The sequence below is a fragment of the Aeromicrobium phoceense genome, assembly GCF_013868155.1.
Lineage (GTDB): Bacteria > Actinomycetota > Actinomycetes > Propionibacteriales > Nocardioidaceae > Aeromicrobium > Aeromicrobium phoceense.
Genome location: NZ_JACEOG010000001.1, coordinates 1,347,193 through 1,361,313, shown reverse-complemented (window position 1 = coordinate 1,361,313; position 14,121 = coordinate 1,347,193). Strand labels below are relative to the sequence as shown.

Below are 14,121 nucleotides of genomic sequence, written 5' to 3'. Positions count from 1 at the left end.
ACTGTCCGTCAGAGGCCGAATGCGCAGACCGCCCGCACCTCGCGGGCGACGTCGAGAGGACCGATTCATGAGCGACGGTCGACCGGGTTCGAGTGCGGCGCGACGCGTCCTGCGCCCCCGCACGTGGCGTCGCTGGGCGCGGATGGCGAACTTCGCCGGGTACGACGGCGCCTCGATCGACGACGCCACGATCGGCGCGGGCGTGCGCCTCTCCCCCACCGTCTCGGTGCGCAACGGCAGCCGCGTCACGATCGGCGACGGCTCGCACATCGGTCAGGGCAGCTGCCTGTGGGCCGGCGACTCCAACGGCCGCATCACCCTGGGCGACCACGCCCTCCTGGGCCCCGACGTCTTCATCACCGCCTCGAACTACGACTTCGACGCGGGGCCGGGACCCGTCATGGACCTGCCCAAGCGCGAGGCCGACGTCGTCATCGGCGCGAACACCTGGCTGGGCACGCGGGTCGTCGTGCTGCCGGGCGTCACGATCGGCGACGGCACGATCGTGGCCGCCGGCGCCGTGGTCACCCGCGACCTGCCGCCCGACTCGGTGGCCGCCGGCGTCCCCGCCAAGGTCGTGCGCCGCCGCGGTGCCGCCACGTGAGCGCCGCCGACCTGGCGATCGTCATCGTCACCTACAACAGCGCCGACTGGGTGGGCCGCTGCCTGGACTCGCTCCCGGCCGCCCTCGGCGACCTGTCCGCCGAGCTCGTCGTCGTGGACAACGCGTCGGTCGATGACAGCGCCGAGGTCGTGCAGCGCCACGCTCCGCACGCCCGGCTGCTGCGCAACGACGCCAACGTGGGCTTCGCCCGCGCCGTGAACCAGGGTGCCGCCGCCAGCTCCGCGCCGTGGGTGCTGATGCTCAACCCGGACATGGACGCCCGTCCCGGCTCGCTCGCCGAGCTCGTCGACTTCGCCCGCCGCCACCCGGGCCACGGCATGTACGGCGGTCGCACGCTCACCACCGAGGGCGATCTCGAGCCCTCGTCGTGCTGGGGGCTGCCGAGCCTGTGGAGCACGTTCTGCTTCGCGTCGGGCCTGTCCACCGTCTTCCGCCACTCCACCGTCTTCGATCCCGAGTCGCTCGGCCGCTGGCCGCGCGACACGGTGCGCGAGGTCGGCATGATCACCGGATGCCTGCTGCTCGTCGAGCGCGACCTGTGGAACCGCCTCGGCGGCTTCGACGAGCGCTACTTCGTCTACGGCGAGGACGCCGACCTCAGCGCCCGCGCGCGCTCGCTCGGCGCCCGGCCCGTCATCGATCCCGCGGTCGAGGTCGTCCACGCCGTCGGCCGCTCGTCGGAGGGCACGGCAGGCAGCAAGCCGCTGCTGCTGGCCGGCAAGATCACCTACGCCCGCACCCACCACGGTCGAGGCGCCCCACTGGGCGTCGCGCTGCTGCGGGCCGGAGTCGGTCTGCGCGCCCTCGGCTCTCGGCTCACCGGCCGCGGCGCGAAGTGGCTCGCCACCTGGCGTCGTCGCGGCGAGTGGTGGGATGGCTTCCCCGGCGAGGCGCGATGAACCGGGCCCGCGCGAGCATCGTGATTCCGGCCCACGACGAGGAGCGCGTCATCGGCCGCACGATCGAGGCGGCGCTCGACGGCCTCGACCCGGCCGACTTCGAGACCGTCGTGGTCTGCAACGCCACCACCGACGCCACCGCCCGGGTCGCCGCGGCGTACGACGGCGTCCGGGTCGTGGAGATCCCCACCGCCTCCAAGACCGCTGCCCTGAACGCCGGCGACGCGGCTGTCTCGGCCTTCCCGCGCATCTACCTGGACGCCGACGTCGTGCTGTCGCCCGGCGCCCTCGAGGCGGTCGTCGGCGCGCTCGAGTCGGGACACCTCGCGGCGGCACCCCGGCCGATGTTCGACATGACGGGCCTCTCGCTCCCGTGCCGGGCCTACTACGCGATCCGCTCGCGGCTGGGCTACGTCAGGCACCACGTGATCGGCGCGGGGGTCTACGCCCTGTCGGAGCAGGGCCGCGCCCGCTTCGGCGCCTTCCCCGATGTCATCGCCGACGACGGCTTCGTCTACGCCCACTTCGAGCACGCCGAGCGCCACAACCCCGACGGTGCCACCTTCACGGTGCATCCCCCGCGCACCCTGCGCTCGCTCTACCGCCGCCAGGTGCGCATCGTCGCCGGCAACCAGGAGCTGGCCGCGCTCGGCCACCGGGTGCAGGCGCCGCGGCCCACGTGGCGCGACATCGTCCGCGAGGAGCCGCGCCTGCTGCCCGCCGCCGTCGTCTACCTGACGGTCACCGTCGCGGCCCGCCTGCACGCGCGGGTGCGCTCGACGCGTGCGTGGAACCGCGACGAGACCTCGCGCGGGCCGGTCGACGCGGGAGCGGGTCGCTGATGCGCAAGCTCCTGCTGATCAGCCTCGGGGTCATCGTCGCCCTCGTCGCCCTCGCCGTCGTCGCGTTCCTCGTGATCGACCCGCTCGACGACGGTGCCCCCTCGGGCGACGTCGTCTCGCTGTGGCCCGAAGTCCCCCCGGCGCACGTCGGCGTGGTGAACGACGAAGGTCCCGTGGAGCTCGGCACGGCGTTCACGAGCAAGGTCGAGGGCGCGGTCGCCGGCGTGCGCTTCTGGTGGACACCCCGCAACGAGGGGCCCCACGTGGCCAGCCTGTGGTCGTCCGACGGCGAGCGGCTCGCCACCGTCGACTTCGGGGAGACCGGGGGCCAGGAGGGGTGGCGCACCGCGTGGTTCGACCAGCCCGTCGAGATCGAGCAGGGCGAGCGCCACGTCGTGTCGTACCACGCACCGCAGGGCAATTTCGCCCAGACGGTCGGCTACTCGGGCCAGTCGTACTCCGGGGCGCTCGAGATCGAGCCCGGCAAGAGCGGCGTCTACGCCGAGGGCGCCGAGAGCAACTTCCCGACGAAGTCGTGGGAGTCCAGCCAGTACTGGGTCGACCCGCTGTTCATGCCGCGTGGCAAGGTGCCCGAGGCCGCGGCCCCCGCCGACCCGAAGATCGTCGACACCGACGACTTCAAGGCCTCCGGCTACCCCACGTCGGCCGACACCGGCGTGCCCGAGGACTGGGAGCCGGAGCAGACGTACACGGGCGACCTCGACGTCGACGAGCCCGGCACCGTGCTCGAGGACGTGAGGATCGTCAACGGCGTGCTGCACGTCCGCGCCCCCGACGTCACGATCCGACGCGTCGAGTTCGTCGGCTCGCGCATCGACAACCTGCAGGCGAACGCCTGCAACAACGACCTCGTGATCGAGGACTCCAGCTTCGTCCGCGGCGACACCGAGCTGTTCCAGCCGGCCGTGCAGTTCGGCGGCTACACAGCCACCCGGGTCAAGGTCATCGGCCTGTCCGAGGGGCTGCGGGCCGGTGGCGCCGAGCACGGCTGCGGCCCCGTCGTGGTGGAGGACTCCTACCTCAGCATCGCCCCGGCGGACGGCTGCCCCGACGTCGACTGGCACGGCGACGGCTTCCAGGCCAACAGCGCCGCCCCCGCCACGATCCGCGACACCACGATCCTGCTCAACCACGACGAGGGGTGCCTGGGCAACGGCGCGATCTTCCACCCCGAGAACTCGGGCAACGAGCGTCTGACGGTGGAGAACGTGCTGGTCGGCGGCGGTGGCTTCTCGTTCCGGCTCGGCACCCCGGGCCGGGTCTCGGGCCTCAAGGTCGTCGCCGACTCCTGGCAGTACGGACCCTCGAACGTCACCACGTGCGACCGGACCACCTGGGGCGCGGGCAACGAAATCGTGTCGGTGTCGCCGGACGGCGACATCAGCGCCCTCGGGCCGCTCAGCTGCGAGCGGTGAGCGACGCGGCGTGGGCCGCGCGCTCGGCGTCGGCGACCTGCCCGTAGAGCACGGGGAGCGAGGACTGGTCGGCCGCCATGATCTCGTCGAACCGGGCGTACGCCGCCTTCGCGCCCTGGTGCACCTCGCGACCGTACTGGTCGCGGCGCTTGGCCGCGTAGAGGAACAGCTTGTAGCGCAGGTACCGCCGCAGCCGGCGCCGCGCGAGCGACCGCTCGGGCATCACCTTCGCGCAGATGTACAGGTAGTTCAGGACGTGGAAGAAGCCGTAGTCGAACCCGGCCGCCCGCGCGCCGGGGGCGACGCAGTGGAACACCAGCGACCGCGGCGCCGCCGCGACGAGGGATCCCGAGGCCAGGACGCGCAGGCCGATGTCGATGTCCTCGTGGGTGGCGTACCCGACGCGCGAGCCGAGCGTGGGATCGAACCGCAGCTCGCGCAGGACCTCCGTGCGGAACGTCATCCGGTAGCCGCCGATGGTGGGCACGAGCGGGTGGTCCAGACCGTCCTGCTCCGCACCGGACCGCAGTGCCTTCGTGCGCTCGGCGCCGAAGAGCACGAACGGGGCGGGCACGAGCAGCCGCTCGACGCGGTTCCTGATCGCCATCACGACGGGGACGTTCGTCAGTCGCCGGGTGGGCGGGATCGGCACGTCGACGCCGGGCGGGGCCGCGGCCACCGGCGTGGCGGAGATCGCGCCGTAGCGGCGGTTGCGGTCGGCCTCGTAGACGTCCATGAGGTGCTCGGCCGTGTCGGGGAACCACAGCGAGTCGTCGTCGGGGTACATCGTGACCGGCTCGGTCACGAGATCGAGGCCCTGGTTGCGCTGGGCGGGGAGGTTGGCCTGGTCGCCGTACCGCACGATGAGCGGGATCTCGGTCTCTCGGGCCACGGACTCGCAGTAGGCGCGCACGGACTCGTGGTCGTCGCTGCGATCGACCACCACGATGCGGGCGGCAGGCCGGGTCTGCGCCACGAACAGCGGCAGCGAGACGCGCAGCATGTCGAGCCGGTTCCGGGTGGCCACCACGATGGCGTAGTCGAGCATCGCGCCGAGCCTACCCGCGGCCGGCCGTGCGCCGGACGCATTCGGCCGGACCCGGGGTCCCGCCGAAGCGGGCCTCGGTCCAGGCGAACAGGTCGGGGAACAGGGGCGAGTCCTCCAGCACGAGGCCGAGGTGGTCACGACCCTCGACCGTGACGTACTCCAGGACCTGGCCGCGCGCGCACGCCCGCGTCGCGAACTCGGCCTGCCGCTCGGGCAGCACCACGGTGTCGGTCGCGCCCTGGGCCATCAGCAGCGGCGCCTCGACCGGCAGCTCCGGCTCGTTCTCGGCCAGCCGCTTGCCCATCGCGCCGCTGGCGAAGTACTGGTCGAAGAGCGCGCCGTCCTGGAACGACATGACCTCCGTCGCCAGCTCGGAGTAGGCCTGCGGGTCGGGGAGGCACTCGGCGGCGACCTCCCGCCCGAAGGACTCGCCCTCCTCGGTCGCGTAGTCGCTCCAGCGCACGTCGTCGTAGGCCGCGTCGTACGAGGCCATCGTGTAGGCGGCGAAGATCCGGTCCTGCGCCGGCAGCCGGTCGAACGTCTCCTTCAGGAAGGTGGCCGGCGCGAGGGCGGCGACCCCGGCCAGCTCGGCGTCGGGGGCGTACGCCGGCTGGAGCCCGCCGGCCCACAGCGCCGCGTGACCGCCCTGGGAGAAGCCCCACACCACCGTCTCGGGCGCCGTGTCGAGGTCGTCGAGGTCGCGCGCCGCCTGCGCCGCGTCGAGCAGGGCCCGGCCGGCGCCCTCGCCGATCAGGTACGGCTGGTCGCCGTCGTCACCCACGCCGGGGAAGTCGGGCGAGACCAGCACCCAGCCCCGGTCGATCACCTCGTCGGCCACGTACATCGAGCCGGCGGCCATGGGGTCGGGCTGGAGGCTGGGCGAGCACGCCCGCGCGAAGCCGGACGTGCCGTGACCCCAGGCGACGACCGGCAGGTCGGTGAGGGACGTGTCCGCGGGCGCGTACACGCCGGCCGTCGCCTCGATCGTGGTGCCCTCGCGGTCGCTGGTCGTGTAGAGGATGCGCCAGGCGCGGCTGCCCTCGGGCGCTCCCTCGGCGACGGGCGTCGCCTCCAGGAGCTCGCCGGGCTCCTGCGGCAGCGGCGCGGTCGACCGTTGACCGTCGCCGGGGTCGCCCCGGGTGGCCAGGACGGCCACCGCCACGACCGCGACGAGCACGACCGTGAGCGCGATGGCCACGAGGACCACCGGACGCGACAGCCGCGACCGCAGGGAGCTCATCGTCCTACCCGAAGTAGCGGTAGCGGTGCCAGCGCTGCCACCGGGACTTGAGGGCGGCCGTCCGGGCCGCCGCCCGGGCGTGCGCCGGCAGGCCCTCGGCGGGGCGGCCGTCGCGCAGGGCCTCGAGATCCGACCACTGGGCCCGGCCGACGACCTCGGGGTCGATCCGGCGGGCGGTGTCGAAGGCCTCGTCCAACGCCTCGTCCGTCAGCGGGGACTCCGCGCCGAGGAGCAGTGCGGTCAGCAGGACCTCGTCGGCCAGCCGCCGGCGTACGTGCGGGTGCAGGCGCTCGGCACTGGCGCGATCCGGCCAGGAGGAGAGGAAGCGGTCGTAGGCGCGCCAGCGCTCCCAGGCGTCGCGCGCGAGGCCGACCTGCATCGACATGCTGCTCGGGTGGCGCCGGTAGTAGGCCTGGTCGACGCCGTTCACGTGGCCGACGTCGGCGACCGCGGCGATCTTGAGCCACATCAGCGCGTCGTGCGTGAACGGCAGGTCCTCGTCGTACGGACCGACCTCGTGCTGGACCGAGGTGCGCACGACGGCCTCGGGCGAGGCGATGTTGCTCCACGACCGGCGCAGCTGCATGCGGATCCAGTCGTCGCCGTCCCACGTGGTCCAGGTGACCGCCGGCCGCGTGGGCCGCGGCACCGGGTCGGTGAGGAACTTCTGCGTCTTGCCGTAGACCAGCCCGATGCTGGGGTGCGTCTCCATCAGCGCCGTGGCCCGGCCCAGCGCACCGGGCGCCAGCTGGTCGTCCGACGAGATCAGGACGACGTAGTCGGAGTCGGCCTGCGAGACGCCCTTGTTGAAGGTGGGGACGGCGCCCAGGTTCTGCTCGTTGCGGATGAGCCGCACGTTCGGGTGCTGCTCGGTCAGCCGCTCCGCGACCTCGGCGGAGTCGTCGGTGGACTTGTCGTCGAGGATCGTGACGGTGGTGGTGACCCCCGGCTGGCGCACGATCGCCTCGACGGCGCCGGGCAGGTAGTGGCCGTAGTTGTAGCAGGGCACGACGACCTCGACGTGGGGCAGTCGCCCGACCGTGGGCCGGCTCGGCCAGCGCACCTTCATGCGGCGCCCTCCCCCACGATGCGGGCGAGGGCGTCGACGACGCGGTCCTGGTCGGTGGCGCTCAGGTGCGGGTGCATGGGCAGCGACAGTATCCGGCCCGCGGCCTCCTCGGCGACCGGGAAGCTGCCCGGCCCGTAGCCGAGGTGCGCGTACGCATCGGTGAGGTGCACGGGCGTCGGGTAGTGGATGGCCGCCCCGATGCCCTCCTCGTGCAGGCGCGCGAGCACGCGGTCGCGGTCGTCGACCTGCACGACGTAGAGGTGCCATACGTCCTCGTTCCCCGGCCGCGTGCGCGGGGTGCGGACGCCGGGGACGTCGGCGAGAAGCTCGGTGTACCGCTGGGCGCTGGCGCGGCGGGCGTCGTTCCAGCGCTCCAGGCGGCGCAGCTTCGCGCTCAGGACGATCGCGTGCACGGCGTCGAGGCGCGAGTTGATGCCGACTCGGTCGTGCACGTACTTGACCGTGCTGCCGTGGTTGGCGGTGCTGCGCACCACCTCGGCCAGCACCGGATCGCGGGTGAGGACCGCGCCGGCGTCGCCGGCCGCGCCCAGGTTCTTGCCCGGGTAGAAGCTCGTGGAGGAGGCGTGGCCGAGTGCGCCGGCGGTGCCGGCCGCCGAGCGGGCGCCCTGGGCCTGCGCGGTGTCCTCCACGATGAAGATGCCCCGGTCCTGCACCATGGTCCGCAGCAGCTCGACGGGCGCGGTCTGGCCGAACAGGTGGACGGGGACGACGGCCCGCGTGCGGTCGGTGATCACGGGGTCCACGGCGGCCGGGTCGATGAGCAGGTGGTCGGGGTCCACGTCGACGAGGACGGGCACGGCCCCGATCCGGGCGACCGCGCCGGCGGTGGCCACGAACGTGTTCGCCGGGAGCACGACCTCGTCCTGGGCCACGACGCCCACGGCGCGCAGCGCCAGCTCGATCGCGTCGGTGCCGTTGGCGACGGCGATGCAGTGCTCGACGCCCACGTAGGCGGCGTACTCGCGCTCGAACGCCTCGACGTGGGGTCCGCCGACGAAGTCCGCGGACGCGAAGACCTCCTGCCACAGCGGCAGCACCTCGTCGGCGATCTCGGCCTGCTGGGCGGCGAGATCGAGGAAGGGGACGGTCATGCGGGCTCCGGCTTCTCGAGGACACGGTTGGTGCCCACCACGATGGCGCCTGCCGCGACGTCGCGCGAGACCACGGCGCCGGAGCCGATCACGGCGTCGTCGCCGATCGTGACGCCCGGCAGGATCGTGGCGTTGGAGCCGATCGAGACGCGGTCGCCCACGACCGGCGGCTCGCAGGTCCAGTCGGCCGCACCGGCCTGCGGGTAGCGGGAGTTGGCGGTCATCACCCCGTGGCCGATGAACACGTCGTCACCGATCCGCATCCCCTCGCAGACCAGCGTGTGGGACTGGATGCGCACGTTCGTGCCGCAGACGACGTCGTTCTGGACCTCGACGAACGGGCCCACGAAGCACCGGTCGCCGAAGGTGGCCTCGTAGACGTTGACGCACTCGGCCACGACGCAGTCGTCACCGAACGTGGAGTCGCGGATGCCGATCGACAGCCGCCGTGGCTCACTCACCGCATCTCTCGCAAGATGGCGTCGGAGGCCTCGAAGACGGCGTCGATCTTGCCGCAGAGCACCGAGAAGAGCCGGTCGTGGTGACGGACCTCGGTGACGCGGGAGTCGCCCATGTCGGTGGCGAGCTTGGTCTTCGCGGTGACCCACAGCTCCTTCTGGTCGTGCTCCACGTGCAGGTACTCCCCCACGTCCTGCGCGATCTTCGCCGCGACGTGCTCGCGCTCGGCGATCTCGTGGCGGTGGGGGTAGTCGGCCATCAGCTCGGCGTGGGTGTCGTAGCGCCGCATCGGCGTGTAGGCCACAGAGGAGAGCGTGTGCAGGCCGTCATACGCCGGGTAGACCGAGACGTAGTCGCCGTCCATGATCGTGACCGCCATGCTCGAGTGCAGCGAGGTCTTGGCCAGCACGAGCGCCGCCAGCTCCCACTTGATCCGGAAGTGCTTGTCGTCCGGCAGGCCCATGTTCGGGTCGGTGTAGCTGGCGTTGATGACGTAGTCGAACGGACCGAACTCGCGCGTGCCGCTGCGGATCGTGCCGGCCGCGGCGTCCACCTCGTCGACGGGCGTGTCCACGTGCAGGACGCCGTCGAACCTGCGGACGAGGCGCTCACGCAGGGCCTTCACGTCGATCGACTTCTCCAGGACCTTGATGAGCAGCCCGTAGTCGTCGGGGCGGCGCAGCAGCTCTCCGGTGATCGGCAGCACCTCGTACTTGAGGTGGAACGAGCTCATCACGGCGAGGTACTCCTCGACCGAGACCAGACCGTCGTGGTGCACGGCGTAGAGGTTCTCGTCGACGTCGCTGAGGAATTCGGAGTACTCGGCGGTGAAGCGGTCGAAGCCCATGATCGACTGGTAGATCGTGTAGCCCGACCGGGGGTAGTGGAACCCCATGTGCAGCCGGCACTGGTTGGTCGTGCCGGCGCCGATCAGCGGCGTGGGCTCACGCTCGAAGATCTCGACCCGGACGTCGCCGAAGCGCCGTTCGATCTGCTGGGCGATGTGGAAGCCGAAGAAGCCGCCCCCGATGATTCCGACGCGCATGGATCAGCTCGCACTCCGGCCGACGACGACCCGCTCGAACCGCGCCACGGGCGCGCCCGTAACGGCTCCGCCTGCGTTGAGTCCGATGCGCACGTTCGTCAGCGTACGGGTGACGCGACCGACTTCGCTCCAGTTTGAGCCACCGTCGGCCGAGAAGGCCGCGGTGATCACTTGGGTGGCCGGATCACGGGTGAACCGCAGTCTCAGGGACGTGGCGGTGGTGGGCACGCGCTGCACGATCGGACTGGCCGCGCGCTCGTCGATCAGGGCCACGCTGTGCCCGCCGGCACTGGAGTTGTACGCGCGGGTCAGCTCGATGTAGTTGTCGTCGTCGACGTAGAGCACGATGCCGCCGTGCTGGTAGTTCGCCGTCGGCGCGTAGGCCATCGTCGCGGTGACGCTGGTCCAGGTGCTGGGCAGGTCGCGGAACACCGTGTTCGCGGTGTTGTTCATCGCCTGCCACAGGTCGCCCGGGCCGGTCGCCAGGCCGAGCCCGTTGGCCGCGTACGTCGGGGCGAGCGTCGCGCTCTCGGTGCTGCGCGCCGCGCCGGCCGCCGTACGGGCGGCGAAGTCCCAGCCCGCTGCCAGCAGTGCCGTGCGCGAGGTCTGGTCGAGCACGTGCGTGTCCGTCGTCTCGGTCGGGACCGTGGGGGTCGGCGTGGTCGGGGTCGGCGTCGGGCTCGGCGTCGGCGTCGGCGTGGTGGGCGTCGGCGACGGGGTGGTCGGCGTCGGCGACGGGGTGGTGGGCGTCGGCGACGGGGTGGTCGGCGACGGCGCGGGCTCGGTCGGAGCCACCGTCGTGGGCACCTGCACCGTGGCCTCGCGGAACGTCGCAGTGACCTGCGCACCCGTGGCGCCGCCGGAGTTCAGCGCCAGTCGCGGCGCGGTGAACCCGCGGGTCGCCGTGCTGACCGTGCGCCACGTGGCGCCCGCGTCGGTGGAGAACGACGACACGACCTGGTTCGTCGCCGCGTTGCGCTCGAAGCGCAGCACCAGGTCGGTCGCCGTCACGCCCGCGACGGCCTGGGCCACCGGGGTGCCCGCGGTCTCGTTGATCGCCATGACGATCTGCCCGCCCGCGGTGGAGTGGTACGACCGCGCGAGCTCGAGGTAGTTGTCGTCGTTGTCGTACAGCACGATGCCGGCGTGCTGGTAGTTCGCACTCGGGGCGTGGGTGAGCCGGACGCGTACCGAGCTCCAGTTGCTCGGCAGGTCGCGCAGGACCGTGTTGTCGGAGTTGTTCGACGTCGACCACAGATCGCCTGAGGTGGTCGGCAGGCCCAGGCCCTGGGCCGAGTACGTCGCCGTACTGCCCGACGTGCGCTCGGTGTCGCGGGCCAGGCCGGCGCCGGTGCGGCCCCGGAAGTCCCAGCCGTCGGCCACGAGGGCGGCGCGGTTCGGGTAGCCCAGCGAGAACGTGCCCGCACTCGGCGCCGGAGGCGTCGGCGTGGGCGTCGTGGGCGTGGGCTCGGTCGTCGGCACCGTCGTGGGCGTCGTCGTCGGCTCGGTCGTCGGCACCGTGGTCGGCGTCGTGGTCGGCTGCGTCGTGGGCGTCGTCGTCGGCTCGGTCGACTCGCCCGCCGAGGCGACGACGACCTCGTCGTAGACGGCCGTCGGCTGCGACGTGGACTGCGCGTCCGCCCCGGTCAGCAGGACGAGGCGCGAGAACGCCCGCGTCGACGTGACCGACCCGGCGGGGGTCCACGTGGTTCCGCCGTTCGTCGACATCGCCGCCGTGATGGTGTTGCCCGAGCGGGTCAGGCGCAGCCGCAGGCTCGTCGCGGTCGAGGTCTGGGCCAGGACGATCTGGGCGTTGCCCGCGACCTCGTTGACCAGCGAGACCCGCTGGCCGACGTTGAAGCTGCGGGTCAGGAGCACGTAGTTGTCGTCGTCGTCATAGACGCCGATGCCGGCGGACTGGTAGTTCCGCGTCGGGGCGAACGACGGGACGTTCAGCTCGACGCGGTTCCACCCGGTCGGCAGGTCGCGCAGCAGCGAGTTGCGCGAGTTGTTCATGGACGACCAGATGTCGCCGGTGTCCACGGGCATCCGCAGCCCGGCGGCCGAGTAGGCCACGACGGAGCCGCTCGTGCGCTCGGTGTCGCGCACCGCGCCCGCGGCGGTCCTCGCCCGGAAGTCCCAGCCGTCGGCCAGCAGCGCCTGGCGGTCGGGATAGGTCAGCACGTACCTCGCCTCGCCGCGCGGCGTGACCTTGAGCGTCACGGGGATCGTGACGGGACTGCCGGCGGCACCCGCGGCGTGGACCTTGATCGAGCCCGTGTGCGATCCGGCGGCGAGCGTGCCGGGCGTGGCCCGCACGGTGAACGAGCCGTTGCCCGTGCCGGATGCCGGGGACACCGAGAGCCAGGACTCGCCCGAGAGGACCTCGGCGGTCCACTGCAGGGTGCCCTCGCCGGCGTTGCGGACGCCGAGCGCCTTCTCGACGGCGGCGCCGCCCTCGGCGGCCGTGAGGGTCAGCGGCGCGTCGTCGGCGTCGAGGATCGCGGGAACCGTCTCGGACTTGAGCACCTTCACCGACTGCTTGTCGGTGGTGACCGCCGAGGAGAAGTACAGCGTCGACGTGCCCCCGTCGGTGCGGATGCGGAACGGCACCGCGGCACCGGCGACACGAACGCCCGAGACGTGCGGCACGCCCGTGACGTCGACCGTGAAGGTCAGCTTGTCGCGGGACTTCACGAACGCCTCGGCATCGCGCTGCGGCACCTCGGGCAGGCCCAGGCGCCGGATCGTGAAGTCGAGCGCGTCCTCGCCCTCGACGACGTCGTCGATCACCGTGCGGTTGCGCTGGTGGATGTACTTCACGACGGTGCCGATGGGCGCGCTCCACACGTCCTTCGTCGCCGCGTAGGTGATCGCGCCGTCGTCATTCGTCGCCGCGTGCAGTACGAGATTGGCCCACTTGCCCTCACTCTGCGCTCGGTCGACGATCGCCTTCAGGTCGGCCGGTGGCACTGGCGTGTGCTCGTGGGAGTTGAAGCTCTTCATGTCCATGAAGTCGGTCGGTGTGGTGTCCTCCATTGCGTTCCAGTTGTAGCCGCGTGCCGAGAGGAAGTAGTCGGCGGCGATGACGCCGTACTCGGTGTTCCGGAGGCCACACGGCCACACGAGGCTAGAGACCTCGTCGGCCGAGCCGGTCGCCTGGGCGACGGCGCTGATGCTGCCGGTCATGTGCGAGATCAGGCTCGTGCGGCTGACCAGCGTGCACAGGTGGTAGAGCAGGTGCGAGCCGAGCTCCATCCCGTCGGCGTACATCTGGGGGTAGTCCGCGGGCGGCGTGCTGCCGTTCATCACGAACGTGCCCGTGATGCCGGCCGCCTTGAGCTCGGGGTAGCCCGAGGAGAAGCTGTCGTCGGTCGACGCGCTGAACGCGCCGCGGTGGCCGTCCTTCCACGTCGAGATGCCGACGGGGCCTGACGGGTTGACCACGACGCGCACGTCGACGCTCTGGCTCTGGTCGACCCCGGCCACGTCGTCACGGACCGTGACCCGGGCGGAGTGCACGCCCACCGGCAGGTCGTCGCAGTCGGCCGTGACCGTGAACTGGGCCGGGCTGGCTCCGGACGTGGCCGACAGGGTGATCCACGGCGCGTCGGCCGAGGCGACCCACGGCAGGTTGTCACCGCTCCACGTGACGACGGAGACGGTCTGGGCACCGTCGCACTGCACGGCGTGGCGGGTGCCGAAGGCGAGCTGGGACGGCGACGTGTCGAGCACGGAGCGGCTGTAGTCCGGGACGGCCGACGCGGAGGCGGACGGGGTCGGCGCGCTCGTGGGCGCCGCCGTCGGCGCCGGCGTCGGGGCGGGGGTCGGGGCCGTGGTGGGAGCCGCCGAGGTCGGCGTGCTGGTGGGCGCGGAGGTCGGTGCCGAGGTGGACGCCGTGCCCTCCGTCTCCGCCGCGGCGGGGCCCTGGAGCGCCGCCGTCAGGACGACCAGCGCGGCTGCGATGGCAGCCGTGCGTCGCCCGGGAGGGTTGAGATGGAGCATCGTGCCGTCCTTCACCGATGGCCTCTGCAACTCCCGCCCTGTGCGACGCATGAGACCCGAATCTTCACCGTTGCCACGCGGCGCGCCGTGAACGTGACCGACCGCGAGCACCCCCGTGACTGGGAGCCTAACGACTGGAACGACTGCGTTTTGGCCGCTTGGACAATGTTGTGACCAGTGCGACGGATGTGGTTCGAAACCTTGTTCCCGGCGAACCGACCTTGCTGCCCATGAGCGCTCCGGGGCCGGCGGTGATACGCCTTCGAAACGCTGCTTTACCACGAGTAACAATGCGTATCTGGCATATCAGTGGTCACGCGAGTCACATGTGCCCCATACTT

11 protein-coding genes are annotated in these 14,121 nt (G+C 72.0%); 4 read left to right on the top strand and 7 right to left on the bottom strand.

Annotated features, from left to right (window positions below; all coding sequences use genetic code 11):
• Positions 1-67: 67 nt before the first annotated feature.
• The 4 genes from H1W00_RS06550 to H1W00_RS06535 are packed head-to-tail and all read left to right on the top strand — an operon-like array spanning position 68 to position 3,802.
• Positions 68-604 (top strand): acyltransferase, encoded by a 537-nt coding sequence (locus H1W00_RS06550; RefSeq protein ID WP_181754749.1) that lies wholly within the window; start codon positions 68-70, stop codon positions 602-604.
• Positions 601-1,524, top strand: a complete 924-nt coding sequence (locus H1W00_RS06545; protein ID WP_181754747.1) for a glycosyltransferase — start codon at positions 601-603, stop codon at positions 1,522-1,524. Before H1W00_RS06550 ends, H1W00_RS06545 begins: the two co-directional genes overlap by 4 nt.
• The gene (locus tag H1W00_RS06540) at positions 1,521-2,366 is read left to right on the top strand and encodes a glycosyltransferase (RefSeq protein WP_181754745.1); all 846 of its coding nucleotides are present in this window, start codon (positions 1,521-1,523) and stop codon (positions 2,364-2,366) included. The genes H1W00_RS06545 and H1W00_RS06540 overlap by 4 nt, the downstream gene beginning before the upstream one ends.
• A complete protein-coding gene (locus H1W00_RS06535; protein WP_181754743.1) occupies positions 2,366-3,802 on the top strand; it encodes a DUF4082 domain-containing protein in 1,437 nt (478 codons plus the stop codon). The genes H1W00_RS06540 and H1W00_RS06535 overlap by 1 nt, the downstream gene beginning before the upstream one ends.
• Here H1W00_RS06535 and H1W00_RS06530 read toward each other — a convergent pair.
• Genes H1W00_RS06530 through H1W00_RS06500 form a run of 7 tightly spaced genes read right to left on the bottom strand, consistent with a single transcriptional unit; the run spans position 3,786 to position 13,780 of the window.
• Positions 3,786-4,850 carry a glycosyltransferase family 2 protein gene (locus tag H1W00_RS06530; RefSeq protein ID WP_181754741.1) on the bottom strand — a complete coding sequence of 355 codons (1,065 nt, stop codon included), beginning with the start codon at positions 4,848-4,850 and terminating at the stop codon, positions 3,786-3,788. The two genes, H1W00_RS06535 and H1W00_RS06530, sit on opposite strands and share 17 nt — an antisense overlap.
• A 10-nt stretch (positions 4,851-4,860) precedes the next feature.
• Entirely contained in the window at positions 4,861-6,090 is a 1,230-nt protein-coding gene (locus tag H1W00_RS06525; RefSeq protein WP_181754739.1) for a lipase family protein, read from the bottom strand.
• 4 nt (positions 6,091-6,094) lie between these two features.
• Positions 6,095-7,159: a glycosyltransferase family 2 protein gene (locus H1W00_RS06520; RefSeq protein ID WP_181754737.1), complete on the bottom strand. Its 1,065-nt coding sequence runs from the start codon at positions 7,157-7,159 to the stop codon at positions 6,095-6,097.
• The gene (locus H1W00_RS06515) at positions 7,156-8,271 is read right to left on the bottom strand and encodes a DegT/DnrJ/EryC1/StrS family aminotransferase (RefSeq protein ID WP_181754735.1); all 1,116 of its coding nucleotides are present in this window, start codon (positions 8,269-8,271) and stop codon (positions 7,156-7,158) included. Before H1W00_RS06515 ends, H1W00_RS06520 begins: the two co-directional genes overlap by 4 nt.
• Positions 8,268-8,732 (bottom strand): DapH/DapD/GlmU-related protein, encoded by a 465-nt coding sequence (locus tag H1W00_RS16795; protein ID WP_181754733.1) that lies wholly within the window; start codon positions 8,730-8,732, stop codon positions 8,268-8,270. Before H1W00_RS16795 ends, H1W00_RS06515 begins: the two co-directional genes overlap by 4 nt.
• A complete protein-coding gene (locus H1W00_RS06505) occupies positions 8,729-9,775 on the bottom strand; it encodes a hypothetical protein (RefSeq protein WP_181754731.1) in 1,047 nt (348 codons plus the stop codon). Before H1W00_RS06505 ends, H1W00_RS16795 begins: the two co-directional genes overlap by 4 nt.
• Before the next feature lie 3 nt (positions 9,776-9,778).
• Positions 9,779-13,780 (bottom strand): beta-xylosidase family glycoside hydrolase, encoded by a 4,002-nt coding sequence (locus tag H1W00_RS06500; protein WP_181754729.1) that lies wholly within the window; start codon positions 13,778-13,780, stop codon positions 9,779-9,781.
• Positions 13,781-14,121 lie beyond the last annotated feature (341 nt).

Excerpts from the sequence above, each read along its gene's own strand:
- H1W00_RS06505 (WP_181754731.1), bottom strand. The coding sequence starts at position 9,775 with ATGCGCGTCGGAATCATCGGGGGCGGCTTCTTCGGCTTCCACATCGCC.
- H1W00_RS06525 (WP_181754739.1), bottom strand. The coding sequence starts at position 6,090 with ATGAGCTCCCTGCGGTCGCGGCTGTCGCGTCCGGTGGTCCTCGTGGCC.
- H1W00_RS06530 (WP_181754741.1), bottom strand. The coding sequence starts at position 4,850 with ATGCTCGACTACGCCATCGTGGTGGCCACCCGGAACCGGCTCGACATG.
- H1W00_RS06535 (WP_181754743.1), top strand. The coding sequence starts at position 2,366 with ATGCGCAAGCTCCTGCTGATCAGCCTCGGGGTCATCGTCGCCCTCGTC.
- H1W00_RS06520 (WP_181754737.1), bottom strand. The coding sequence starts at position 7,159 with ATGAAGGTGCGCTGGCCGAGCCGGCCCACGGTCGGGCGACTGCCCCAC.
- H1W00_RS06515 (WP_181754735.1), bottom strand. The coding sequence starts at position 8,271 with ATGACCGTCCCCTTCCTCGATCTCGCCGCCCAGCAGGCCGAGATCGCC.
- H1W00_RS06550 (WP_181754749.1), top strand. The coding sequence starts at position 68 with ATGAGCGACGGTCGACCGGGTTCGAGTGCGGCGCGACGCGTCCTGCGC.
- H1W00_RS06540 (WP_181754745.1), top strand. The coding sequence starts at position 1,521 with ATGAACCGGGCCCGCGCGAGCATCGTGATTCCGGCCCACGACGAGGAG.
- H1W00_RS06500 (WP_181754729.1), bottom strand. The coding sequence starts at position 13,780 with ATGCTCCATCTCAACCCTCCCGGGCGACGCACGGCTGCCATCGCAGCC.